Here is a 24,456-nt window from a genome sequence, read left to right as displayed (position 1 = left end):
TGTACCGCGACCACGGGGAGCGGTTCGTGTATAGATCCAGGCGGTCCGAGAAAGTGCGGCGAGCGTGTCGCGTCGACGAGGATCCGGTCCCTGTTTCCAGTCCTCCCGGAGCAGGGACCTGTAGCTCAGGAACGTGTTACCAGGGCCCCCGGTCGTTCACCCCGGCAGTCCTGCTGTGCGGCCTTGGCGCCCTCCTGCGCAGCCCCGGCGCTCCTGCTGCGCAGCCCCGGCCGCCCTCCTGTGCGGACTCGGCGCCCTCCTGCGCAGCCCCGGCGCTCCTGCTGCGCAGCCCCGGCGCCCTCCTGCGCAGCCTCGGCGCTCCTGCTGCGCGGTCCCGGCCGTCCTCCTGCGCAGCCCCGGCGCCCTCCTGCGCAGCCCCGGCGCTCCTGCTGCGCGGTCCCGGCCGCCCTCCTGCGCAGCCCCGGCGCCCTCCTGCGCAGCCCCCGCGACCCTCCTGCGCACCCATTCGGGTGTCCTATCGTATGATCGCGTGCCTCCTGCGCGGCCCCGGCAACCCTCCTGCGCATCCACTTTGGTGTCCTATCGTACGATCACCTAGCTCCTGCGCAGCCCCGGCGCCCTCCTACGCGCCCAGTTGGTGGTCTACGTTACTATAGCGCGACGCCTGCGCACGGCCGTCGCCGCTGCTGCGCAGCCTCGGCGTCCGTTTGCGCTGGGCCTCTGTCTCCTTGCGCCCTTGCGCCCTTGCGCCCTTGCGCCCTTGCGACGAAAGCGTCGGTATCGTGCTCTCCTGTGACCCGAAGCCTCGGCGGCGCCGATTCCCTCATTGAGCGACCGCGCCTCTGCTCGGAGGGGCGCTGACCTCGACAAGGAGACATCTCATCGCCATGGCACCGAAGGCACCCACCGCCGTTTCATCCAGGACCAAGAACGCCCAGAGCACGCGCGCTTCGAGCGACGCCGGAGGCGCGCGCCGCTCGTCGGGCGGTGCGCCCGAGTTCACGCTGAGCGCCGAGCGAGAGGCCGAGCTGCTCCGAGAGGCCGAGTCGCTCGGCGATAACGCCTTTCTCTTTCCAGGCAAGCTCGCTCGCCGCGTCATCTGGTCGAGCCGCATCCAGCTCGCCGCCGAGCGCGACGCGGCGGATCTCGTGCGCACGCCGTTTCCCGACGACGAGCCCCCGCTCACGCGCGAGGAGATCCGCGGGCTTCGTGAGAAGATCGAGCTCCTGCGCGTCGTGCAATCGCGCTGGCAAGCGGCGCAGCAGCGCCAGGAGCGGGCCGCCGCGGCCTTCGAGAAGCCGGCCGCCGAGGCCGTCCAGATCAAGCAATCGCTCCTCCGCTTCTTCGATCTCCGCTTCAAGAAGAGCCCCGAAGGGCAAAAGCGGCTCATGGCGATCCGGGCGGGCAGCGGCGACGCGGATCTGGTCCAGGACGCCTCCGATCTCCTCTTGCTCTGCTCCGAGCACGCGGAGGCCGTTCAAAAGGCGCCTCGCGGCGAGGCCGCCGCGGCGGACCGCCTCCGCGAGCTCTCGCCGGTGCTCGCGCGCATGCTCGCCGACAAGACGCTCTCTCTCGAGACGGTGCGCTCGCGCAAGCTCCGCGACGCCGCGTACACCCTCGTCGTGAACGCCGAGCGGAGGCTGCGCGCCGCCGCGGAGTACTGGTACGCGGGCACCGACAAGATGAAGGACTATGCGCCGTTCCCCGTCTCCCGCGGCGCCCACGGCGGAGGAGAAGAGGAGGGGACGGATGGCGGCGAGCCGGAGGAGGCCGAGCCGGAAGACGGCGAGTCGGCGGAGAGCGCGTCGGGAGACGACGAGCCGGGCGATGAGGGGCAATCGCCCTGAGCTCGCGCATCACGATCGCCAGCGCCCTCAGCCGCGCCGTCGTCCTCGGGGATCACGTTGCGGCTCGTGGCGTGCACGAGGCGATCGGCCGTCGCGCAGCGCGCCGAGGGCCTTTGTGCGTCGCTTGTAGAGCGTAGAGAGAGGTAGCCCCGCGTCTTCTGCCACCTGGCCCATCGGGATCCCATCCAGATCGTGTGCCATGAGAACAAAGCGCAGCTGCGGATCAAGCTCGTTCACCGCGTCGATGGTGCCCGTTCTGATGCTGTGGGATTCCATCGCAGCAAAGGCATCCGGTGCTGGATCGGGCACATCGATCAAATCGACGAGCTCCTCCCTGCGGTGCTGCAACCGCTCGTGGTAGTGCGCGGCGACGTGTACGGCGATCGCGTTCAACCAGCGTTCAGGCCTGCCGCGCTTCGGATCGAACCTGGGCCAGCTCTCCCAGGCGTTGAGCCAGACTTGGCCTGCGACGTCGGCACGATGCCACAGCGGGACCCCCAGCCTCGCGAGCCAGCGCGGTACGGCGCGAACCAGCGCCGGGCAAAACAAGCGCGCGTACGCGGCGGCACGCTCGTCTTCATCCGACGGACGACCCATGGCTTCACCCTCTCTCGTGGGAAATCGCCCTTCATCTGATGATGTCGCGTACCCGCACTCCTGCGGCACCGATTCGCGGCCTTCCCCGCAGGCGTCTGCGCCCCAAGGAAGACGCCAGCCGTCGCTGCTCAGTCGAACGCGAAGCATGGCTGCGCTCACCCATGGTCCCCTACTCCCGGAAGCGTCGTGTTCAGCGCGGAGCGCTCCACGTCCTCCCAATCGGGGGCGTTCGCGGAACCCGGCCCGCCTTCGTCACGCTGGAGCGGGAAGCTCGTCAGGGTCGCGGCGCGACGGGCGAGCTCGGCCTCCCCTCCAGCTGCCGCGCGAGGCCGGGCGTCATGGGGAGATCGCTCCTCAGCAAGCGCTCCACCTCCCTTGGTTCCAACCCCGTGCTCTCGGCCAGCTTTCTCCTCCACGAAGGCATCGTCGCGCAGAACGACTCGAGGACCGTTCCTGGCCAGGGGACGGGGCGCGCGCGCGTCCGTCAGCTCCGCGAGCGCCGCGTCGACGTGACAGTCGAGAAGGCGCCGGTAGCGGTCCCGCTCCCCCGCTGCCTGCTCTTTCGCATCGGCGAGGGCGGCCTCCTCGTCATCGTGCGCGTGCTCGCGCGCCTCGCGAAGCCCCCGCTCCCGTCCCAGCGCTTCGCGCGCGGTGACCGCGAAGCCGATCGCGACGCAGGCAATCATCGCGAGCCCGAGCGGCGAGATGAGCCACATCGCGCCAAGTAAATCCTCCATCCCATCCATCGTGTTTCGTCTCCTGGACGTGAACATCCTTGTCGGGACGCAAGGCAGATCTCGGCCTTGTGCTGTCCGACGACATCACCTGCGTCACCGCCCGCCAGCTGTCGGAGTGACGACGAGGAGTCAGCGAATTCGCGTCAGGAGCGCTTCACGCTCCGCGGCGAGCTGTCCTTGCGGGAACTCCCGTGCGTGCGTCTCGAGCGATCGGCGCGCCTCTGCGACCGCGTCATGATCCTCGATGGCCCTTCGGGCCTCGTCGATGAGGCGCTGCTCGCGCTCGCTGACGGCTGGGACCACGGCGCGGACGGGGAGCGGGCTGCGACGAACCGGCGCGCCTGAGGGAGCGAGCCCCCGTGCGTCTCGGCCCTGCGCGGGCCGCGCGATCTCCTGCGCGGTCGGCGAGGCCGCCGCGCGCATGGGAAGTTGGGCCGGCGGCGGCGCGACCTCCTCCACGGCCGGCGCGGGCGCAGGAGCGCGCGCCACCACCGCCCGCAACCACGACTCCGGGTTGAACGAGTCCGGCAACGTCGAGAGGACGGCGCCGGTCAGCACGACGACCGCTCCCTGCGCCAGGATCTTGATGCCCAGGCGGCCCAACTTGCTCAGCCACCCCTCGCGGCCGCGCAGACCGAAGGCGAACGGGACGCACGCGACGTCGTCCCCTCCGTGCGGGTGCTGCCGCGCCCTCCGCCGTTTCACGGCCGCGGCGAGGTCCTTTAGCGCTCGGAGATGGTGTGTCTTCACCGTCTTCGGGTTGAGCCCCAGCTCGGAGGCGATCTCGACGAGCGGCACCTCCTCGAGCTCGTGCTTGATCAAGACGTCGCGGTACCTGGGGTCGACCTGGCTGATCAGGTCGCGGAGGAGCGCCTCCCGCTGCTGCTTGCGGAGCATCTCCTCCGGAGTCGGGCCCTCCGCCTGAAGCTCGTGGTCGTCGAACGAGGTCAGGACCTCCCCCCGACGGCGTGCGTTCCGGACGTGGTTCCGCGCCTGGTTCAGGACGATGGTGGCACCGTAGGCCGCCCGGCCCTCCCCGAGATCGAGCCGCTGATCCGCTTCCAGCCCCCGCAGCAAGGCCTCCTGCGCGACGTCCTCTGCGTGTCGCGCAGGGACACCGGATCGTCTCGCGAGGCGCCGGAGGAACTTGAAGCCGGTGGGGGTGCGGCCTGGCTCGCCCATAACCGGTAGAACACCTGAGCCGCCTGGAGGGCTTCAAAAAAATGCAGCGCGCCCCAGCGTCGGTCGGGTAATGTGCGACACGCGGGGGTGCGGCGTCCGCGACCGCAAGAGCAGCGAAGCTGCATTCCCCGATGGGGTGGGATTTTCTCATCTAACCGTTCAGGTCATGACACTTTCCGTGCCGTTGACGCGCCACCGCTGGCGCAAGTAGGGTCCTTGCATGCGTTTTGTCGGGCAATCGCTCTGGGCATGCCTGGTGCTTGGCGTCGCGATTGGCACGACGCATCCGGTCCGTGCGGAGGACAGGAATCCAGCCCCCGCACGAAGCGGCGATTCGATCGCAAAAGATCACCTTCGCCGCGCCCGGCAAGCTCGGTCGTCGGGCAAGTGGTCCGAGGCGCACGCTGCCTACACGGCGGCCTTCGAGGCGATCGACGCGACATCCGTCACAGAGAGAGAGGCCGCCGAGATCGCCGGAGAGCTGGGCCTCTGCGAGCTCAAGCTGCGCAAGTTCCGTGACGCGGCGGAGCACCTGGCCTGGAGCCTTGAGCGGCGCAAGGCGCTTTCTCCCGAGCAGCAAAGAGGCTTCGCGGATGGCCTGGCCAAGGCCGTTCCGTTCCTCGCCACCCTCTATCTCTCGGTGGATCCGCCGGATGCCGAGGTGTTCGTCGGCGGCAAGTCCATCGGCCGGCCCAGGCGGACCTACACACTGTTCTTCGAGCCTGGCAAGCACATGGTGCGGGCCCAGGCACCGGACCGCGGGGAAGGCACCCAGACGCTGGACGCGCAGGCGGGGACCGAGCCCATCATGACGTTCCAGTTGCTGCGCTCGGCCGAGAGCAGCGGCAAGGGCGACACGCCCGTCGTGCCCAAGCGCTCGAGCGCGCCGCCCGTTGCGCGCCCGCAGGCTCCCGGGCAGCCGGCGTCGTGGCCGGCGACGCTGCGCATCGCGGGGATCGCCGCCACGACGGCCACCCTGTCGGTGGGCAGCCTGCTCATGATCCGGGCCACGAATCTCGACGGCGATCTGAGCGAACGCCGCGACGGGCTCAACGGCGGCGCGACGCCGAGCGGGTCCAGGTGCTTTCAAGCGGCGGACAGACCGGCGTGCGCTGACCTGCTCCGCCTTCGAGACGAGCGCAACCTGTCCGCGGGCGTGGGCACGGCCCTGCTCATCACCGGCGGTGTGATCGGGGCAGCGACCGCCGCTTCCTTCTTCACGGACTTCTCCTTCCTGGGGCTCACGCCGGCTCGGGATCGGATCCACGCGTCGCCCGTGGCGACCGGGCGAGAGATCGGCGTGATGCTCGAGGGGTCGTGGTGACGACATCGGGGGCCGAGACGATGCGTTCGAAGGAAGGCCGGCGCGCGGCGCGGGGTGTCGTCGCTCTTGCGATCTGCGTGTGCGGCGCGAGCACGCTGACAGGGTGTCCGTACTCCGACCCTTGCTGGGAGGTGGAGGCGTGCGAGCCCGAGCCGGTGCCTCCGCCCGGTCCGTGCGAGGGAGAGCCCGGCACGGCGCCGGCGCTGGATGAATGCGGCGTGTTCGTCAGCCCGCTGTCGGGTGACGACAGGAGCCCTGGCACGAAGGACGCGCCGGTGAGGACGTTGCAGCACGCGATCGGGCTGGCCGCGCACGGGCGGAGCCGCGGCGAGGACGCGACCCTGCGCGTGTATGCGTGCGGCGGGGAGTTCGCGGAGACGATCACGCTGCCCTCGGGGGTCGACCTCTGGGGCGGGCGCCTGTGTGACGGCGGGGACTGGTCGTACGAGGGCTCATTCGGCGGGCCCGATCACCCGACGATCATCGCTCCGCCGGGGGGGATCCCGCTGCGGGTCCTCCGGGAGGAGGGTAAGGCGGTCGCGGGGGACGACACGACGTCGGTGATCGCCGGCGTGCGCGTCGTGGCGGCGGACGCCTCGGCGCCCGATGGCAAGTCGTCGATCGCGGTGATTTTGAGCACGGGGGCCACGGCGATCGTGCAGGACAGCGTGATCGTCGCCGGCAACGGCAAGGACGGGGAGCCGGGAGAGGACGCGGACACCGAGCGGGCGCCGGACGGCGTCGTAGGGAACAACGGCGCGAACGCATGTACTGTAGACGCTGCGGTGGGCGCCCTTCCGGTGGTCACCGTGTGCGGCGACGGCATCGAGTCGACGGGCGGCTACGGCGGTGACGGCGGACTCGACGTGGGCGGCGATGGCGCACCGGGACAGCCGGCGCTCGCGGAGGATCCCGATCGCGACAGCCACGCGGGGCTCGGCGCGGATCAAACGCGATGCGAGGACGGGGGCGATGGCGCAGACGGCGCCGACGGTGGTCGTGCGGATGGCGCCTTGGGTCCAGGCTTCCTCAGCGACGATGGATGGACCGGTGTCCGTGGTGAGGACGGGACGAAGGGCGGCGTCGGCTACGGCGGCGGCGGCGGCGGCGGCAGCAAGTCGCGCGGGCTCATGTTTGCGTGTCCGACAAGCCGCCCCCAACGTGGTGCGGCCGGCGGATCGGGGGGGAGCGGGGGCTGCGGTGGCGAGGGCGGCAAGGGCGGCGCCTATGGCGGCGCGAGCATCGGTATCGTCGCGCTGGAGGGCACGGACCTGACCGTGGCCAACACCGACGTGCGCACTGGCAACGGCGGCCATGGCGGCGTCGGCGGAACTGGCCAACCGGGCGGCGTTGGTCGCCAGGGCGCTCACGGCGGCGTCGGTTATGCTGGAGACGGCGTGCTGTGGGGCGCGTGCCGCGGAGGCTATGGAGGCAACGGCGGTCGCGGAGGTGATGCCGGCGGCGGGCTCGGTGGCGCATCCGTCGGCATTGCCTACGTGGTGCCCAACTTCGCCATTCGACCCGGCACCACGGTGAGTGTCGGAGGCGCCGGTGACGGCGGTTTCGCGGGGAACGCCGGCACGGAGGACGAGGTGGGCAAAGGGGAACGCGGCCCACAAGGTCAACTGGTCGCCTTCCCCGCGGCAGGCGAGCCGATCCATTGAATCGCGCCGCGCGACACGCGGCCATCGAGGGATGCCCATGAACCTGAATTCCGCGATCCTCCTTGTCGTTGCGCTGCCGCTCGCCTCGGCCGGCTGCGGGACCGCACCGGGGGTGGACGACCCGAACGGTGCGCCGCCGTGCGACGGACCATCGACGTGTGGAGGCGATCCGATCCCCGAGTCCGTCTGCCTGGAGCACCTTGCGAACGGCAAGGCGGTCGATGGCTGCGGCGTGTTCGTCCACAATCCGTTCTTCGGCGGCGACGACGCGAACCCCGGCACGAAGGACAGGCCGGTTCGTTCCATCCAGCGCGGCATCGAGCTTGCGCGCACCGGGCGCGGTCGCGTGTTCGCCAACAACGATGGCTTCGACGAGTCCCTCACGCTGCCTTCCGGGGTGGATATCTACGGAGGCTTCAGCACGTTGGAATGGGAACGCGTGAAGGAGGTTCAAACCGTGTCGCAGGGCATGAGCAAGCTCGGTCCCCTCTCGGTCGGGCAGATCGCGCTGATCGTCGAGCCGGCGCGCGCCGGCGACACGGGGGCAGCGGACGGGGTCTCGGTCATCGATCACATGTTCATCCGCAGCCAAATGCATATCGGGATGATCGTTCGGTCGGGCGCCGCGGTGGAGATCGTCGGAAGCTGGATCGATGCCGACTACGGATTGGGGGGCCACGATGGGGACGGATGGCCGGGCCGGGCAGCGGAAGGACCGGACGGGCAGTATGGGGGAGACGCGTGCTCCGCAGCGACGGTCCCGGGTGGGGCTCGAGCGGTGAACTCCTGCGAGGGAGGGATCCCGAGCGTCGGTGGCAAGGGGGGCGACGGGCTCGCCGACGGCGCCGGAGATGGGGAGGACGGCGAGCCCGTACCCGAGCCGAACCCACGGCACCAGGGAAGTGGAGGACGTGGCAGCCAGGCAGACGGGGGTTGCAGCAGCGGCACCACCGGGAAAAGCGGCATGTGGGGCGCCGCCGGCGCACCGGGCAAGGGCCGCGGGCGGCTCGATGAGACCGGATGGCACGGCGATTGGGCCGGCGATGGCGCCCGGGGGATGCCGGGCCAAGGCGGCGGCGGGGGTGGCGGGCGTCGCGGTGGGCTCGCGGTGTGCGGCGTGGCCACCCAGGGCGGCGCCGGCGGCGGCTCCGGAGGCGCGGGCGGTTGCGGGGGGCGGGGCGGCCGAGCGGGCGGGAACGCCCAGCCGAGCATCGGGATCCTGGCGCTCCACGCGACGGTGACGGTGCGCGATAGCTTCATCATCAGCGACGACGGGGGCCAAGGCGGCGACGGCGGGGAGCCGGAGGAGGGCGGCAAGGCCGGCCGAGGCGCTCCAGGAGGCGCCTTGGGGGACGGCATGTGGTCCTGCCAGGGGGGCAGCGGCGGCCCCGGAGGCGACGGCGGTTACGGCGGCCCCGGGCGCGGTGGGGACTCGATCGGCATCGCCTACCTCGACGAGGACCAGCTCACGCTCGAGCGGGTCACCTTCGAGATCGGGCTGCCGGGCCCGGGCGGCACGAGCTGGGATTGGTCCGGCGACGTGCTCACGGGGGAGGACGGCATCGCCGTCGAGACGTTTCGGTTCCCTGAGTAGCCGAAGTCACGTCATGGGAGAACGGCACGGACCTCCACGGCGGCTGCCACGATTTCAGCAAGGCAGGCAGCGAAGCGAACCGCCGTGATGCCTAGAAACCATGGGAGTAGGAGGGGACATACCCGGACGGCCCTCCCGCTCTCCTCTTGGCGATCTCGGCGGCTCTTCTGCCGATCGGGACAATTTCCAGCAGTCGTGCTACGAGGAAGCTGCGGGCTCTGAGTTCACGGGCCAACTCGCCAGGAAGCTCCAGGCCCAGGCGACCATGGCGGCCGGCGGCTCGCCTTCGCCGTCCCACGAGGCGACCAGCGCTTCGAGCTCGCGCGAGGCAGCTTCGAGCTCGCGCCTGGCAGCGATGCCCCATGGAGTCTTCGGCGGCTCAAGGAGCACGCGAATCTTCGCGAGCGTGTCGATCAACTCGTCCTTGCGAAGGACTCCGGCCGTCTCGACCACGGAGTAGCAAGAACCGCTCTGCAACTCTGGCATCAGGGGCCACAAGATGCAGTAGAGCGCCGTGAGCACCGTGAGCACCGCGATGAGGGGCTGTGTCAGGTTGCTCGCTTCGATCTGGACGCCGGGTGCCGGCTCATCAGACGGCGATGGCTCCACCCACCTGTGCTGGTCCGTGAACAGGCAGTCGTAGAGTCTAGCCTCCCCGGGGAGACGCAGGCCCGGCATCACATCGGGCACGAGCACAGTCCCGATCTCCGGCGGCATCCGTTCGCAACCGAAGGTCGCTTCGATGTCGCCGGAGATCCACTCCGCGCATGGATGCTCGTCGGGCAACAGATCGAAGGTGGCATATTCCCTCCCGATGATGGCAAACTTTTGCGCATCGTCCGGACGAGCGACGAACCTCGGATCGAACGGGCTGCGCGGAACGATGAAATGTAGTCCTAGAAACTTGACCGAGAACGAGTTCCTCGTTCGCTTTACGATATCGATCGTGCGTTCGCAATGGACGATATAGTAAGGAACCAGAAAGCTCACATGGAACCATAGCGTTCGACCCGTGGACTCCGGCATGTCGATCGAAAAAGAGTAACAGGCGTCGAGGCCTCCGGTGGGGAGGTGCAGCGAATGGTTCATGAACCTACCAGGGAATCCGTCTTGGATGCGACGCCGCAGGTCGTGCCATCGGTCGCTCTTCGATGCCTGGATCCGCGCGCACGAGCCGGTCGTGCTCTTCGGTCTCCATGCATCGCTGGACGTCGATATCGCCGTCATCCATAATCCCGACCCCACGGGGATAGTATCGATAGACGATGCCGAGTAGCTCTTCAACGTTGTGTTTCATAGTCTCACAATCCCGGAGTCGATGTTTCAGCTCTGTCCATCCAATAGCGTGCTCGGCCACGCGGGCGGCATTCACCCAGGGGAACAGCTACGGATCCACCCAAGTCCACTTGTCCGATAAGAGGCACATGTAGATCGTCGCCTCGCCCATCAACACCACGATCATCGCCACATCCGGCACGACCTCGTTCCCGATCTCCGGCGGGATCGGCCGGTAGCCAGGGTACGTGGACTCGATTTCCCGGGCGATATCAAGCGCCACCGGCTCCTCCTCGGGGATGCCGGGGAGATGGATCCCGTAGTATGGCCCGAGCAGGGACACGTGGAAGCTAAGCGCCGTTTCTTCGGTGAGCCAGATGCGGGCCGAGTAGGCCGAGTCGACCCACCTTGCCAAGATGTGGAGCGACTCGTTTTGAAGGTCGTATCGATCCCCCAGCCGGTCGATCATTGCCTTCCACCTTGCGTACTCCGCTCGCCCGCGGTCTGCGGCTTCCACCAGGCGGCGGTGCTCTTCCGTGTCCTTGTAAACGGGCTCGCCCGGAGGCACGTAGATGCGATCGGTGTTGTGCACGCCCCGCGGGTAGAATCGGTAGACGACGTCGAGAAGCTCGGAGCGAGTTATCGTCATGGATTCGTCACCGTTGCACCGAGCCGTTTGTACTTGGACTTGAACGTCGCCCGCGTCTGGTCGATGAACCTACTACAGAATATTCCCTGCGGGAGATGGTAGTCCATGCGGTTTGCTACCTCCTCCGTAATCTCCTCGCTGATGCTGGCTGCACGGTCTGCATCGATTGGTCCATAAATCTCGGTCCGGAGCGGCATGCCGATGGTGAAAGCGCAGAACCAGCTCTTGATCTCATGCGGAACAGTAAGTCTCTTAAAATTCAGTTTGGCCTTGGCCTCTTGCCACCCCGCGCCTTTGCCCGTGTCGTCGTCATCGATGATGGTGACAAACCTGAATGCCGACGGATCGAAATCCACATATATCCATGGGGCCATTCCAGGCGGCGGGCACTTCGAGCTACACGCGTCGCTACAGCTCAAGAAGGTCGCTTCGTCTCCGGATATGTCGCCGAATCCGGGGCACGGGTCTGGCGCGCTCGTCGGGCTCTCTGTCGGCCTCTCCGCTTCTCCCCTCTCCGCAACAGACGAGCAACGTGGCGACGCGGGCGGTTCTTCTGATAACAGGGATCCGGCGTCAAACGGAATCCAGACGAGAGGACCACAATGGACGCGGATCGTTCCGTCCAGAGCGTGCAGTACTCGCGGCGTCCAGCTCGACCCCGCGGCTGCTCCCCCGCCAGGCGCCGCCCCAAGCGAGCAACGCCCCCTACGGAGTGCAGGCGGCCTACCGCGTCAGCGACGGCGCCGGGAGCGGCGGACGAGCGCGACGCAGGCGCCGACGAGCACGAGCAGGACCACGCCGACCCACACCCAATCCCGGGGATCCGAGCTAAAGGAGATGGCCACCGCGCCGCACCCGGGAGAACACGCTCTTTTCATCAGGCATCCATCCTCTCATCAACCGCCGCCTCCGGTCCGCCGGAAGGTGCGGATCCCGCCGCGGTGTTCCTTGACCCCGCGGCCCCGCTATCTGCTCCGGCGCCATGTATGACGCCAGCGTGATCGCGCGCTCGCGGAAGTCGACCTCGACACCCGCGGCCGTTCTGCAGGCCGTGGCGGCAGGCCCCGCGCCCGAGGAGCTCGCCGGCGATGGCCTCGAGCTTGACCAGGTGGACGGTGGACGGCGACGGCCCCCAAGCTCGCGCGGCGCTTGTAGAAGCTGAGCGCCGTTTGGTCGGTGAGCCAAATGCGGGCCGAGTCGGCCGAGTCGACCCACCCTGCCAAGATGTGGAACGATTCGTTTTGAAGGCCGTATCGATCCCCCAGCCTGTCGATCATGACGTTCCACCTTGGGTACTCCGCTCGCCCGCGGTTTGCGGCGTCCACCAGGCGGCACGACGTCGCGTGCGAGCGCAGCCCGCGGCCCGGAGCCGTGAACAGGCAGGGCGAGAGGGCGCCGAGGATGGCACGCTGTTCGGCATCTCCCGGAACCTGACGGTCAGCCTGCTGTCTTACGCACGGGGGAAGGAGCCCATCGATGCCGAAACGAACCCGTCTGGGCTATCCTCGGCGGGATGACGGTCCAGGAGCTTCACGTCGCGGGATATCGCTCGATCCGCGAGCTGACCCTCCCCCTCGCGCAGGTCAATGTCATCGTCGGACCGAACGGCGTCGGCAAGACCAACCTCTATCGTACCATGGTGCTGCTGGGCGCCGCGGCGAGCGGGAGCTTTGCGCGCACCCTGGCCGAAGAGGGGGGGATGCCCTCGGTGCTCTGGGCCGGCGGGCGCAGCAAAGGCCCGGTGCGGATGACGCTGCGGGTGCGGCTGGATCAGCTCGTCTACGAGCTTCAATGCGGGCTGACGCCGCCGCCTGGAGGGCCGTTCCAGCTGGACCCGGACATCAAGGAAGAGAACCTCTGGCTGCTCGACAAGCGCCGCCGCCTGCCGATGCTGGAGCGGGCCGCGGGCTCGGCCTTCGTGCGCGACGCGGACGGCCACCGCGTGACCTTTCCCTTCTCGCTCTGGGGCTCGGAGTCGGTGCTGGCGCAAGTGGTGGAGCCGCACCGCTTTCCGTTGCTCTCGGTGGTGCGGCAACAGCTGATGAACTTCCGGTTCTATCACCACTTCCGCACCGACTCCGGCGCGCCGTTGCGGGTGGAGCAGGTCGGGGTGCGGACGCCGGTGCTCAGCACCGATGGCCACGATCTGGCCGCGGCGCTGGCGACGATCCTCGATATCGGCGACAGGGGCGCCTTGAAGGATGCCGTTTCCAGCGCGTTCGCTGGCGCATCGCTCGAGGTCTCCTCGACGCAGGGGCGGTTCCGCGTCGAGCTCGGGTTGCCAGGGATGTCGCGGCCGCTCGACGCCCGCGAGTTCTCGGACGGCACGGCGCGCTATCTCTGCCTCCTGGCAGCGCTGCTGAGCCCGAGGCCTCCGCTGCTGCTGGCGCTGAACGAGCCAGAGACGAGCCTGCATCCGGATCTGCTCGGGCCGCTCGGGGATCTCCTTGTGCACGCGGCATCCCGGAGTCAGCTGTGGATCACGACGCACTCCCGCCCGCTGGCAGAGCGGATCCGGAAGGCGACGCCCTGCCGGCTCATCGAGCTTGACAAGAACGGTGGCGAGACGGTGCTGGCGCGCGGCGCGGCAGAGAATGAATGACGTCCGCCCCCGCGTGAGCCCTGCGAGCGGAGCCGGCGCGAGGGGAGGAGATCTCTTTTCCTCGTCAAGCGGAGGGAAGCGACCTGGCCGAGCTCGACAGCTCAGGGCGGCGGCGGGGGAGGCGGTCGTCGGGGCGGGCTTGCCGTCTGAGGGCGGGAGCGGCTCGTCTTCCTGGCTACGACTTCGAGCAGACCGTCGAGGTTGTCGCTGGCCGAGCCCTCGGGTGCTCCATCACCGCGCGCACACCTCGGCCGCCGCGCGCACGCTCGACACCGCAGGCGCACGCGTCAGCGCGAGGACCTCGTCGACCGACCACTGATCGCCCGCGTGCTCGCCGTACTTGCTCGCGAGCACGCGGCCGTCGGGCGCGACGAGGAAGTCGGGCTTCGTGAGAAGATCGAGCTCCTGCGCGTCGTGCAATCGCGCTGGCAAGCGGCGCAGCAGCGCCAGGAGCGGGCCGCCGCGGCCTTCGAGAAGCCGGCCGCCGAGGCCGCCCAGATCAAGCAATCGCTCCTCCGCTTCTTCGATCTCCGCTTCAAGAAGAGCCCCGAAGGGCAGAAGCGGCTCATGGCGATCCGGGCGGGCAGCGGCGACGCCGAGCGGAGGCTGCGCGCCGCCGCGGAGTACTGGTACGCGGGCACCGACAAGATGAAGGACTATGCGCCGTTCCCCGTCTCCCGCGGCGCCCACGGCGGAGGAGAAGAGGAGGGGGCGGATGGCGGCGAGCCGGAGGAGGCCGAGCCGGAAGACGGCGAGTCGGAGGCGGGCGAAGTGGGAGACGACGAGCCGGGTGATGACGGGCAATTGCCCTGAGTCGCGCATCACGAATCCCTGACGGAGCTGTCTTGCGGGGGGCATCAGCAAGTACGTGAATACTGCCCGGAGCTCAACCTCGTCGAACCGCTGTGGGACCATGCGTGCGAGCACGATTGGCCGGCCGCATGACCCCGACCATTGCACGGGTCGAGAGGCGTCTTTGTCAAGCCTTCAGGGAGCTTGATTCGGATCCAAACCTGGTCCGATCCATCGCTGAATTCGACGGATCAGGGCGTCCGTCAATGCCGCTTCTTCGGGCGCGCGGCGGGCTGCTTCTCCGCCCCGTCGTCCAGCCGCTCCTCCGGCCCCGGAGGCTCCCCCGAACGCGCAGCCGGCGACTCCTTCTGCCGCGGGCTCGACTGCTTCTTCTGCGGCCGCCGCTCGCCTCGGGCCCCGGCCGGAGGTTCGGGCGCGCCGCCGCGCGGTCGACCAGGCAGGCCGGAGACGTCCTTCCGTGCCAGCGACAGCTGCGTCATCTGCAAGAGCGGGAGCCGGCTGCTGCTGAGCGTCGGGAAGAGCGTCAGCGTGAAGTGGAACGAGCCGTCGGCGGGGTTGTTCTCGGCGAACCAGCGGCCGACGTAGCCCGCGGCGTTCTCGGCGAGTGTGGCCGCGCCGTCGAGCGTGACGCGCGTCGGCACGCCGAGGAAGATCGGCGCGACGGCCGGGGGCAGCCCGGCGCCGATGGTCTGCGCGTACTCGCCGTCGAGGCGCACGAGCTGCTCCGTGCCGGGGGCCGTCCCCTCGAAGAGCAGCGCCAGCACGCGCTGGATGTGCGTCGCCAGCGTCTGCAAGGGCGGCGACGAGAGCGCGGCCACGTCGAAGACGCGCGTGCGCAGCAGCATCGGCGTGACGCGCGAGGCGAAGCGGATCTCCGGCGTCGCGTAGATGAAGTCGAGCGTCGTCGGGATGGTCTTCCCCTGGGCGTCGCGCACGAGGTCGCGGTTGCGGGAGACCTGCACGGCCGACCAGCCGTTCTGGTAAGCGGCGATGTCGAGCCCGCCGGCCAGACCGCTGAAGATCGGCCGGCGCTGGCGCAGCCCCTCCGCCGCCTGGTAGGTGAGCGTCTGGCCGCCGCTCGTGAACTTGAACAGCTCCGGGTCGGGCGAGCCATAGGGCGTGGCCGTCCAGACGGTCGCTCCGTCGTCGATCGTCAGTTGCGGCGGCGGCAGCGGGACGAGCTGCTTCGCGGCCGAGTCCCAGACCTGCGCCGTGCTCTTGCCCAGCGTGCGGCGCGCGACGAGCAGGCCGCCCACGTCCTGCTCCTGCACCGAGAAGGCGAACTCCGAGACCTGCGGCCCGGCGACGCGCGCGGCGAGCAGGCGCCTGCGCTCCAGGCGCGCCTGCCAGAGCGCCCACGCGGCGGGCATCGGCTCCAGGAGCTTGTAGAAATCGCCGACGAGCTTGCGCGCGCGCTTGTAGGCGTCGCTCGCCGGGTCGAGATCGATCTTCTCGGGGACGAGCACGTCGATCATCGTGCGGAGCATGTCCGGCCAGACCGAGACGAAGCGCGCGAGGTAGTCGAAGAGGTCGAGCTGGCGCGCGCCGAGCGTGCCGGACGGTGCCACATCGTCGAGGTTGAAGCTGACCGAGCAGTCGATGGTGTCCTGCGCGACAACGTCCTTCTCGTAGGTGAAGGCGTAGCTCCAGCGCTTCGCGTCCTCGAACGCCTTGACCAGATCCTGACTGTCGTCCGGCGTCGGCAACGCGTCCTGCGCGACGAGCGACGGGGCGGGCGGGATGACGCGCAGGACGACGGGGATGTCGACCGCGCCGATCTGCGTGTCGACCCTCGGCGCTTGCGGCGGCTCGCGGTCGAACGGGATGACGAAGGTGAGCCACGACGAAGCGAGGTACTCGCCGTCCACGCCCTTCGAGATGTCGTGCTCGATGTTCGAGAGCTTGAAGTCGAGCTCGAGCGGCAGGTGCGACTGCGCCGTCGGGTCGACCACGGTCAGCGCCGTCGTGACGAAGGCGCCCTTCGGAGCGAGGACGGGCCGCGCGACAGTGAACGACCACGGGCGCGACTCGGGCGCGCTGCCCGCCGCGCCGCCGGGCGCGGGCCCGAGCGCCGCGCCGATGCTCCCGTAGAAGCGCGGCGCGTAGAGGTCCTTTTCGGGGTCGTTGACGTACTTCGAAGAGACGTCGGCGCGGAACTGGCAGATGGCCGAGACGATGTAGGCGTTCTCGGCCTTGGCGAGGATCTGCTGGCGCATCGTCTCCGACGCGTCGTCGAGCGGCGCCGGATCGTCCGGATCGAGCGGCGGGATCTGGAGGATCGGCTCCAGCGTCTGCGCGATGTCGGCGGCGAGGTCGGCCTTCACCTGGAGGAGCTTCTGCAGGTAGCCGTTCTCCTCCGGATCGACGTAGTCGATGAGGAAAGCGGCGCCGGCGACGTCGGGCGAGAGGAAGCGATCGAGCGCGGCCAGCGCCGTCCGTCCCCACGTGTCCATGGCGATGCCGGAGAAGGCCGTCTCCTTCGGGCTGTCCCAGTCGACGCCCGTCCGCGGATCGTAGGCGAGGATGGGGACGTCGCCGCGCGAGATGAGCACGTTCGCGAGCGGGCGCGGGGCGTAGTAGCGCGCCGGCCCCGTGGCGGCGAAGCCGATGCCCGGGTCGGCGGGCGAGCCGGGCTTCGTCCGCAGGCGCACGATCCAGACCGTCGGGGCGTCGGCCGTGTCGCGCTGCGAGCGCCCGCTCGCCACCTTGAGGAACACGTCGCCGTCGACGTAAGCCGCTTCGAGGTCCCGCGCGAAGGCGGCGAGCGCCTGCGTCTCGGCCCCCTCCTTGGCGGCCGCGCGCGGCGAGACGAGCGTGGAGATGCGCTCGGCGGCCGTGCCGACGAAGGCCGTGTCGACCTGCGAGGCCGGGCGCTCGACGACGATCGAGACCTCCAGGGCGAAGATGTCGGCCGGGTTCGAGGGCGCCACATCGAACTCCGCCTTCGGCACGACGGGCAGCGGCGGTGTCTTCCCGTCGGCGACGCCGGCGAGGTAGTCGGCCGCGCTCTGCGCGAAGGCGGCGAAGGCGGCGGCGTCCAGCCCGTGCGCCGCGCCGCCGTCCATCGTCGTGCTCGCGTAGAGCGAGACGCCGGGCGCGGAGAGCTGGCGCGCGACGGTCTGGAAGGCGACCTGGTCGGCCAGCGCGCGCTGCTGCCATGCCGGCACGTCGTTCGGATCGTGGGAGGGCGACGGCGGCGAGTCGGGCGTGTAGCGGCTCGCGTCGAACGTGAAGGCGAGCGACAGGACGCGCCGGCTCGTGCCTTCGGGGCGGCAGAATCGGTACTCGGCGCCGACGCTCGGCCAGGAGCCGGGGCCGAGCAGCGCGTCCGTGTAGGCGACGCGCAGCGGCGCGTCGTTCAGCGGCTGCGGCGGCGCGAGCGAAGGCTCCGTGATGGCCGACGCCGCGAGGTTGCCGAACATGTCGCGCAGGTGGAAGGCGATCTGGACGTAGGAGCCGGCGCCCGCGTAGGGGTCGCCCGCCTTCGCGCCCTTGGCGGCGGCGGCGACGTACAGCACTTGCGTGTATTTCCAGCTGGGGGCGTCGGCGAAGGCGTGCAGCTCAGCGCGCGTCGCCGCGCCCGTCTCCAGGGTCGGGCCGAGGGGGAGGGCGTCCGCCGTCGGGTTGAAGGCGACGTTCTCGGCCACGGCGAAGCCGAGCAGGTTGAACTGCGCGGCCAGCGCCGTCGCCGGGTCGCCGCCGGAGCCGGGGTTGTCACGGGTGAAGACGAAGCCGACGTTGCCCGGCGGCAGCGTCGGGACGCGGTCGACGAGCTGGTCGTCGAAGGTGAACGTGTTGGGCGCGTTCGCGGACGAGGCGGCGAAGATGCTCGGCAGCGCGCGGTTCGTGAGCGCGAGCGCCCCGGCATCGACGCCGAACGCGTCGGTGAGCGCCGAGAGGCTCGCGAACTGCGCGCCCGTCCGCGAGATGTCGGGGATGCGCAGCAGCGTGCGCGCGGCGAGCGGGTCGAACGAGACGCCGGGGTTGAGGTCCTCGATCTGCTGCGCCGTGACGCCGTAAGCCTGCGCGATCTGCGCAAGCGTCTCGGTCGCAGGGTTGTCCTTCGTCGGGCCTCGCACCTGGTGGACGATGCCGCCGATCGTGAGCGTCGCCGAGGGCGAGAGCCGCGCCCGCGCGGCGGCGACGCCGAGCGACGTGACCGGGATACGGTAGGCCGCGACGATGTCGTCGAGCGACTCCGTCCCCTGAGCGACGTAGTCGACGAGCAGCGCGGCCGAGACGGCGGCGAGATTGTAGCGCGCCGGGTCGAATCCGTCGCCGACGAGCACGGCGTTCGCGCCGCGGTGGACGACGTCGCCGTCGGCCGCGTGCAGGATCATGAAGGTGATCGTGGCGGACTCGCCCTGCGCGAAGATCGACGCGGGGAGGCCCGTCCCGTCCTCGCGCCGGTAGGTCAGCGAGAAGCCGCCGCTGCGCGTGACGCTGGCCTCCCAGAGCAAGCGCACGAAGTCGAGCGGGTCGTTGAGGATGCCGGTCAGCTTCGGCTGCGCCCGGGCCGCGAGCGCGCCGCGCGCCGCGCGCGGGTTGGTCTCCGTCGAGAGGTTCGTCTTGACGAGATAGGCGCGCACCTTCGAGAGGCCCGCGTCGGTGTAGCCGGTCGGCACCTGCCCCGTCGCGTTCGCGCCCGTCAGCAGCGCGATGCCGGCGATGGCCGCCTTCGCGCCGGGCGTGATCAGGGCTTCGAGCAGGGCCGTGCCCGCCTCGTCGCTGCCGAAGACCTCGTAGGTGTCGGGCAGGCTGGCGTGGCGCTTGATCTCGACATCGACGACCGTGGCCCAGCCGTAGCGCTGGGGGGCGGTCTTCTCCGGCGGGTTGCCAGCCGAGGTCGCCTCGAGCGTGAAGGCGGGCAGCAATCGCTTGGGCTCGGCCAGCGCGCGCGCCATGGCGTCGGGCACGAACCAGAGGCGCGGCGTCGCGGCGGCGGAGGAGGTGTTGCCGTCGAACGGGTAGGCGATGGGCTCGGCCGCCTGCACGAGGGCCGTGCGGCGCAGCGTGAAGCGGCGCGGGTCGTCGTGGAAGGTGGGGAGCGGCGTGATCGAGTCCACGTGCGCGGGGACGCCCTGCGCCGTGACGACGCCGGTGAACTGGCCGGCGAGCGACTTCGCAGAGGTGATGTCGAGCTGCACGGAGAGCGGCGACGGCCCGCCGCTGAAATCGATCCACGGCTGCGCCGCGTCGATGGAGAGCGTCGCCTGATCGACCGGAGGCAGGTCGATCTGCTGCGCGTCGAGCTCGTAGAGCGCGGCGGGCGCGCCGAGCGGCGGGGTGCCGGCCACGGGTGAGGGCGGCCGCATCCCGTAGAGGAGGAAGCGCGCGTTCGCGCCCGCCAGGTTGGCCGCGGCCTCCTTCGAGCGCATCCGCCCCAGGACCATCGCCGGCGAGAGCGCGATGAGATCGGGCACGGAGAGCTCGAGCTTCCCGTCGGGGTCGGCGTAAAGATGGGGCACATCGGCCGCCGCGCCGGCCACGTCCGCCGGGTCGAGGCCAAAGGAGTTCGCCACGCCCGTCAGCGTGTCCTCTTCGGCCGTTGTGTACCTGACGGCTGGCAGGACGAGGAGCGAGAGCGGGAGGATGGCGTCGGGCGCAGCCTTCAACGCGTCGGCGAGCGCCGCGTAGCCCCACCCCGCCTCGCCCGTGGCGATGCGCGCGAACGTGTCGCCCGGCCGCGTCGTGTAGCTGAGCGCTCCGGAAGCGAGCTGCACGCCGGGGCGCAGGACGCCGCCCTGCGCGGCGTTCGCCGCGTCGGAGAGGACGGCGGCCGCGTCCGTCACGCCGAAGCGCGTGATCACGCTGGCGAACGTGTCGCCCGCGGCGAGCTGGTAGTGGACGCGCGCGAGCGCGAGCGAGGCGCCGGCGGTGAACGGCACGTTCTTGTTCGCCTCGGCGAGCTGCGCGACGGTGAGCGGGTTTCCGAGCGCGAAGAAGTCGCCGACGATGTCGGAGAGCTTTCTGCCGCCGTACGGGTAGGCGTAGGCGTCCATCACGTCGAGCGCGGCCTTGGTCATGCCGCGCGCGAGCATCAGCACCACGTCCTCGAAGATGGCCGCCGCGTAGGAGGTCTGCGCGGACGTGCGCGCTGTCATCCGTTGCGGGGCCGGGGGCCCGCCGTTGTACTTCTTCTGGAGATCGTTCTGGTAGCGGGCGGCGAGCTGCTCGAAGTAGGCGCGGAGCGCGCCGAGGTAGTCGTCGCCGACTGCGAGGCCGTCGCCGAAGCGGCGATTGATGTCGCCCGCGACGAGCCGCAGCTCGGGGAGGACGGGGAACGGCGCGGCGTTCTGGACGCTCTGGCCGGCCTTGACGACGAATTTCAGGTGCGGGTAGAGCCCCGGCACGATGTCGTCGTCGTAGGAGATGGGCCGCTGGTCGGTCGTGCCGGTCAGGTAGGCGTAGGCCGCCGCGATGCGGGCGCGCGTCACGGTCGTCTCTAGGAACGCGCGCCGCGTCGTGCCCGCGCCGCCGAACGAGGCGACGACCCACAGGAAGACGGCCTCGGCGAAGCGCTCGAACGAGGTGGGCGCGGGCGGGAGCGGCTGGTTGGGCGGCGGGAGCGGCGGCGGCGGCGAGGTCGGGTCGGGCGCGTCGAGGTAGAGCATCGCGGCGAGCTTGCCCCTGGCCGTCGTCGCGTCCGACGGGTCGCTCGCCACGCTCGGGTGCATGACGAAGGTGAGATCGACCTCGGCGCGATCGTCGTCGGCCGCGGCGAGCGCGGCGAGCGCGCGGAAATCGGGCGCGGCCATGTGGGCGGCCATCGCGGCGCGCTCCGCGAGGAGCGCGGGCGGCGGCGGCGGCCCCAGCGTGCCCCACGGGGCACCTGTCGCCTTGCCGAGCGTGAACGACTCGCGGATCGTCGTCGTGAACGAGAGGTGGATGGTGATCGAGAAGAGGCCGAGATCGATGGAGACCGAGAGCGAAACATCGACGCTCGCCGTGATGGCGACGAGGAGCGGCTGGTGCGCCTCGATGACAGCTTGCAGCGAGATGATGATCGTCAGGTTCAGGCTGGCCTTGATGATGGCGAAATCGATCGAGCCGTAAACCGTGCCGATGATCCCGAGGGTGCCCGAGAGTTTGTAGTAATAGGCCTTGCCCACGTCGTGTGACGCGTTCGGGTCGTCGTCCGTCGCCACGAGAGCGCGCGCGGGCGCGAGGGCGTCCGACGCGTGCGCCGTGCCCGTCATGCTCGCCGGCACCCAGCGGGCGAGGATGCCCTCGACGATGCCGAAGACGGTGATGCTGATGCCCGCCTCCAGGACGCCCGCCGAGATGTCTTTGCCGAGGCCGAGCTGGAGCCCCACGCCGAACTGGATGACGGGGTCGAACGTGCCGGGGACGGACGGCTTGCCGATGGCCGTCTGCGTCGCGCCCGAGAGCTTGGCGAAGTAGAACCCGCCAGCGCCCGTGAACGGGAAATACTGCACGCCGAAGGAGCGCGAGAAGTCCATGTTCCACGGGAAGCCGAAGTCGATCTTGAAGTCGCCGTTGGTGTAGATATCGAGCCCGACGATGGGGAGCGTGATGGCGAGCGCGCCGAACTGGAGGAAGCGCATCTTGTCGGGCAGCGTGAGCCTGATCTGGTAGACACCGATGGTGTCGGTGACGCGCTTGTAGAGGATTTCGAAGTCGAGGCCCTTGAAGGGGCCGGCCTTCTCGCCGTTGAGCGCGACGCGCAGCCCGTAGAGGAGCGGATCGACGAAGACGATCTCCAGCTCCACGGTCGCGCCCATCACCAGCAGGTGGAGGCCGATGAGCCACGGCGAGGAGGCGCTGAAGACGGGCCCAACCGGCAGGCCGCTGCCCGGCGTGCCGGTGAACGAGGCGAGCAGCCGGATGGCCGCGTCGATGTTCTTCGACGTCTCGATGCCGGGGACGGTGACGCGCTGGCCGAGCGCGAGCAGGCGCAGGTCGATGGGGGCGCCGCCGGGCACGTCGGGCGGTTTGTCGAGCGGGTCGAAGGCGGGCACCTTCTGCCCGCCCACGAACGTCGCGTCGAACGCGACCATGACCCTCTCCTTCTTCTGGATCGAAAGGCCGTTGATCGTCAGGAATCCGAGGTGGATCGGGCTCGGCAGGCTGTAGTCGACGCTGACGGTCTTGGCGTTGAGGTCATAGACGATCTCGAGGCCGCGCAGGCTCAGCTCGTTGAGCGCGCTCCAGGGCGGCGGGAGGCGGTACCCGTCGTCGCCGAGGAGCAGGCCGACGATCTGGCCGAGCAGTCCGCCGAGCGTCGCCTCGCCGACCGAGAAGGTGAGCAAGCTCTCGGTGATGTCGTAGTCGGCCTCGAAGGCGCCCCAGGCGACGCTGACGACCTTGCTCGCGCCGCTCGTGAAGGCGTAGCCGATGGTGACGCGCGCGCCGATGCCCGGGAGGGTCGTGGCGAAGGAGAAACCGGCGCTTGTCGTCGGCGCGTCGCCGCCGACGTGCTGGAGGTGGAAGTTCGCGATGAGCGTGTACGTGCCGAGCGGGCCGAGGCCGACGTCGCGCAGCTGGATTGTCGCGGACGTGTCGATGGATCCGGGCGCGCCTCCGCCCGTGTGGGCGGCGAGCCGCGCGTTGCTCAGGACCACGTGTTCGAGGAAGGGCGGGACTGCCGCGTCGGGGAAGAGGCGCTGCAGGAAGTCCTGGAGGGAGACGGTCGCGCCGGCCGGCATGGCGGCGAGGAAGTCCCAGCCCGCGCCGGTCGCGTACGTGGCCGTCACGCCGAGCGGGAGCCCGGCCATGGCGAGCACGGCGCTCAAGCTCGCACCGTAGGTGCGCCCCGCCGTCGAGGCGTTCGACGAGATCGAGAATTCGACCGAATCGAGGACGAGGAGCCCCGAGCCGAGCGGGTCGAAGGTGCCGCTGCCCGCGACATCCAGCGAGAAGCTCTTGCGCGGGATGTCGAGCGCGACGCTGAAATCGGTCAGCGTGAAGTCCGTGCTCGAAGGCGGCGACACCGCGCCATGGGTGATCGTCGAGAGCAGCTTGGCGAGCGAGACGCTGCCGGCGTAGGAGCCCCAGATTTGCAGGTCGGTCGAGATGCCGATCTCGAACTCGCCCTCGAACAGCTCCGGGTAGAACTTGAACCATGCGACGAACTGGAGCCTGCTGTCCCAGGTGTCCCCGTCGCGCTCGAGCACCCAGATCACGTCGAACTCGTCGAGCGTGAACTGGTCGAAGAGCTGGAGCGGCCTGGTCGAGCCGACGCGCGTGGTGAGCGTGGTGAGCGCCGGTGGCGTGGCGATGGTGGTGCGCGCCTCGAGGTCCTTGAAGGCGACGCTCTGGAGCGCAGAGCGCAGCGGGCCGGGGACGGCGTCACCCCACGACTGGCCCCCGACGAGCGCGAAGAGCGCGTCGGGCGTCATCGCATGATCGGGGGTGGCGGCGACGCCGATGACCATCTCTATCGGCTTCTCGAAGATCAGCGCCGTGAATTCGACCGAGACGCCGGGGCCGATCTCGAGCTGCATCCCGAAGACGAAGACGACCGTGCGGCGGCCCGTCTTCGCGCCGTACTGCACGCGCAATTCGACGAACGGCGAGCTGACGCGCAATGGCCCAAGGGCGACGAGCGTGCCGGCCAGTCGCGCGCGCGCGCTGAGCGCCGGGATCACGTCCGACGCGGTCACGTCGATCGGCCCGAAGAACGGGAAGGTGTCCTGCGAGAGCGAGACGAAGCGGCGGATCTGAGCGAGGATGCCTTCGATCCGGAGCATGCTGGCGAAGTTCAATCCGGCGTCGAGCGCCACCGTGGCGGGCGCGGCCTTGTAAGAGTCGACGTGCTCGGAGGCGAAGACGAAGGCGGGCGTCTCGTAAGGGACGCTGTCGAACGGGTAGCCGCCCATCAGCGGGAAGCTCGATGTGAACTTCCAGTCGCCGGGCAGCGCGATCTCGGCCGTCACCTTGAGCGCCGCCGAGCCCGCGTCCACGGTGAAGCGCAGGTCGAGCGCGACGCTGTTGAGCTTCAGCCGCGTGAAGGTCGAGGTGCCGGCCGTGATGCGGAGCTCGTTTCCTGAAGGATCGGGGATGTCGCCGGGCTTGACCGAGAGCACCCACGACTCGCCCGCGACCAGCCCGTAGGCGGCGCGCACGAGCGCATCGTAGGTGTCGGGCAGCGTGAGACCGGTGCCGGTCGTGAGCGTGGCCCGATCGAGCGTGACGCCGCCGGAGGAGGCGAGCGCACGCAGGCGTGTGGCGAGCTCGGGCAGTCCCAT

Annotated in this window: 16 protein-coding genes; 8 read left to right on the top strand and 8 right to left on the bottom strand. The window is 69.8% G+C overall.

Translation table 11 applies throughout. The features are described from left to right. Window positions 1-848: 848 nt before the first annotated feature. Window positions 849-1,808, top strand: coding sequence for an ATPase (locus WMF34_RS31520; RefSeq protein ID WP_437990120.1), 960 nt, complete (start codon window positions 849-851; stop codon window positions 1,806-1,808). A gap of 27 nt (window positions 1,809-1,835) precedes the next feature. Here the strand turns inward: WMF34_RS31520 and WMF34_RS31515 are convergent, their stop codons facing one another. Next, window positions 1,836-2,405, bottom strand: a complete 570-nt coding sequence (locus WMF34_RS31515) for a sigma-70 family RNA polymerase sigma factor (protein WP_012238758.1) — start codon at window positions 2,403-2,405, stop codon at window positions 1,836-1,838. A gap of 338 nt (window positions 2,406-2,743) precedes the next feature. On the opposite strand from WMF34_RS31515, the gene WMF34_RS31510 reads away from it, so the two are divergent. Continuing rightward, window positions 2,744-3,133: a hypothetical protein gene (locus WMF34_RS31510; protein WP_437990119.1), complete on the top strand. Its 390-nt coding sequence runs from the start codon at window positions 2,744-2,746 to the stop codon at window positions 3,131-3,133. A gap of 138 nt (window positions 3,134-3,271) precedes the next feature. Here the strand turns inward: WMF34_RS31510 and WMF34_RS31505 are convergent, their stop codons facing one another. Next, window positions 3,272-4,324, bottom strand: a complete 1,053-nt coding sequence (locus tag WMF34_RS31505) for an RNA polymerase sigma factor (RefSeq protein ID WP_437990118.1) — start codon at window positions 4,322-4,324, stop codon at window positions 3,272-3,274. Between the two features lie 220 nt (window positions 4,325-4,544). Here WMF34_RS31505 and WMF34_RS31500 point away from each other — a divergent pair, with 220 nt between their 5' ends. From WMF34_RS31500 to WMF34_RS31490, 3 genes are read left to right on the top strand one after another with little or no spacing between them, the layout of a single operon-like run. Further along, entirely contained in the window at window positions 4,545-5,648 is a 1,104-nt protein-coding gene (locus WMF34_RS31500; protein ID WP_437990117.1) for a hypothetical protein, read from the top strand. Window positions 5,649-5,668: 20 nt separating this feature from the next. Next, window positions 5,669-7,312 (top strand): hypothetical protein, encoded by a 1,644-nt coding sequence (locus WMF34_RS31495; RefSeq protein ID WP_437994676.1) that lies wholly within the window; start codon window positions 5,669-5,671, stop codon window positions 7,310-7,312. Between the two features lie 37 nt (window positions 7,313-7,349). Then, the gene (locus WMF34_RS31490; RefSeq protein WP_437990116.1) at window positions 7,350-8,906 is read left to right on the top strand and encodes a hypothetical protein; all 1,557 of its coding nucleotides are present in this window, start codon (window positions 7,350-7,352) and stop codon (window positions 8,904-8,906) included. A 198-nt stretch (window positions 8,907-9,104) separates the two neighbouring features. Here WMF34_RS31490 and WMF34_RS31485 read toward each other — a convergent pair whose 3' ends face one another. Continuing rightward, window positions 9,105-9,995, bottom strand: a complete 891-nt coding sequence (locus tag WMF34_RS31485) for a hypothetical protein (protein WP_437990115.1) — start codon at window positions 9,993-9,995, stop codon at window positions 9,105-9,107. Window positions 9,996-10,020: 25 nt separating this feature from the next. On the opposite strand from WMF34_RS31485, the gene WMF34_RS31480 reads away from it, so the two are divergent. Then, window positions 10,021-10,182, top strand: a complete 162-nt coding sequence (locus WMF34_RS31480; RefSeq protein ID WP_437990114.1) for a hypothetical protein — start codon at window positions 10,021-10,023, stop codon at window positions 10,180-10,182. A 108-nt stretch (window positions 10,183-10,290) separates the two neighbouring features. On the opposite strand, the gene WMF34_RS31475 is transcribed toward WMF34_RS31480, so the two are convergent. The 3 genes from WMF34_RS31475 to WMF34_RS31465 form a co-directional block, all read right to left on the bottom strand. Further along, on the bottom strand, window positions 10,291-10,830 hold the full coding sequence (locus tag WMF34_RS31475) for a hypothetical protein (protein WP_437990113.1): 540 nt from the start codon (window positions 10,828-10,830) through the stop codon (window positions 10,291-10,293). Then, window positions 10,827-11,186 carry a hypothetical protein gene (locus WMF34_RS31470; protein ID WP_437990112.1) on the bottom strand — a complete coding sequence of 120 codons (360 nt, stop codon included), beginning with the start codon at window positions 11,184-11,186 and terminating at the stop codon, window positions 10,827-10,829. The genes WMF34_RS31475 and WMF34_RS31470 overlap by 4 nt, the downstream gene beginning before the upstream one ends. Before the next feature lie 375 nt (window positions 11,187-11,561). Beyond that, window positions 11,562-11,708: a hypothetical protein gene (locus tag WMF34_RS31465; protein WP_437990111.1), complete on the bottom strand. Its 147-nt coding sequence runs from the start codon at window positions 11,706-11,708 to the stop codon at window positions 11,562-11,564. Between the two features lie 635 nt (window positions 11,709-12,343). On the opposite strand from WMF34_RS31465, the gene WMF34_RS31460 reads away from it, so the two are divergent. Continuing rightward, window positions 12,344-13,432, top strand: coding sequence for an AAA family ATPase (locus WMF34_RS31460; protein WP_012238747.1), 1,089 nt, complete (start codon window positions 12,344-12,346; stop codon window positions 13,430-13,432). A gap of 231 nt (window positions 13,433-13,663) precedes the next feature. Here WMF34_RS31460 and WMF34_RS31455 read toward each other — a convergent pair whose 3' ends face one another. Continuing rightward, window positions 13,664-13,852 carry a hypothetical protein gene (locus tag WMF34_RS31455; protein WP_049876424.1) on the bottom strand — a complete coding sequence of 63 codons (189 nt, stop codon included), beginning with the start codon at window positions 13,850-13,852 and terminating at the stop codon, window positions 13,664-13,666. Between WMF34_RS31455 and WMF34_RS31450 the strand changes: the two genes are divergently transcribed. Next, window positions 13,847-14,245, top strand: coding sequence for a hypothetical protein (locus tag WMF34_RS31450; RefSeq protein ID WP_437990110.1), 399 nt, complete (start codon window positions 13,847-13,849; stop codon window positions 14,243-14,245). The genes WMF34_RS31455 and WMF34_RS31450 overlap by 6 nt on opposite strands. A gap of 242 nt (window positions 14,246-14,487) precedes the next feature. Here WMF34_RS31450 and WMF34_RS31445 read toward each other — a convergent pair whose 3' ends face one another. Next, window positions 14,488-24,456 carry a LysM peptidoglycan-binding domain-containing protein gene (locus WMF34_RS31445; RefSeq protein ID WP_437990109.1) on the bottom strand — a complete coding sequence of 3,323 codons (9,969 nt, stop codon included), beginning with the start codon at window positions 24,454-24,456 and terminating at the stop codon, window positions 14,488-14,490.

The organism is Sorangium sp. So ce145, assembly GCF_051525985.1.
GTDB lineage: Bacteria > Myxococcota_A > Polyangia > Polyangiales > Polyangiaceae > Sorangium > Sorangium cellulosum_B.
Note: the sequence above shows the minus strand (reverse complement) of the source record. Positions and strands in the feature narration are given on the sequence as shown.

Bases quoted from the DNA above. Each gene is read 5' to 3' on its own strand.
- WMF34_RS31520 (WP_437990120.1), top strand. From the start codon at position 849: ATGGCACCGAAGGCACCCACCGCCGTTTCATCCAGGACCAAGAACGCC.
- WMF34_RS31515 (WP_012238758.1), bottom strand. From the start codon at position 2,405: ATGGGTCGTCCGTCGGATGAAGACGAGCGTGCCGCCGCGTACGCGCGC.
- WMF34_RS31510 (WP_437990119.1), top strand. From the start codon at position 2,744: ATGGGGAGATCGCTCCTCAGCAAGCGCTCCACCTCCCTTGGTTCCAAC.
- WMF34_RS31505 (WP_437990118.1), bottom strand. From the start codon at position 4,324: ATGGGCGAGCCAGGCCGCACCCCCACCGGCTTCAAGTTCCTCCGGCGC.
- WMF34_RS31500 (WP_437990117.1), top strand. From the start codon at position 4,545: ATGCGTTTTGTCGGGCAATCGCTCTGGGCATGCCTGGTGCTTGGCGTC.
- WMF34_RS31495 (WP_437994676.1), top strand. From the start codon at position 5,669: ATGCGTTCGAAGGAAGGCCGGCGCGCGGCGCGGGGTGTCGTCGCTCTT.
- WMF34_RS31490 (WP_437990116.1), top strand. From the start codon at position 7,350: ATGAACCTGAATTCCGCGATCCTCCTTGTCGTTGCGCTGCCGCTCGCC.
- WMF34_RS31485 (WP_437990115.1), bottom strand. From the start codon at position 9,995: ATGAACCATTCGCTGCACCTCCCCACCGGAGGCCTCGACGCCTGTTAC.
- WMF34_RS31480 (WP_437990114.1), top strand. From the start codon at position 10,021: ATGCGACGCCGCAGGTCGTGCCATCGGTCGCTCTTCGATGCCTGGATC.
- WMF34_RS31475 (WP_437990113.1), bottom strand. From the start codon at position 10,830: ATGACGATAACTCGCTCCGAGCTTCTCGACGTCGTCTACCGATTCTAC.
- WMF34_RS31465 (WP_437990111.1), bottom strand. From the start codon at position 11,708: ATGAAAAGAGCGTGTTCTCCCGGGTGCGGCGCGGTGGCCATCTCCTTT.
- WMF34_RS31460 (WP_012238747.1), top strand. From the start codon at position 12,344: ATGACGGTCCAGGAGCTTCACGTCGCGGGATATCGCTCGATCCGCGAG.
- WMF34_RS31445 (WP_437990109.1), bottom strand. From the start codon at position 24,456: ATGGGACTGCCCGAGCTCGCCACACGCCTGCGTGCGCTCGCCTCCTCC.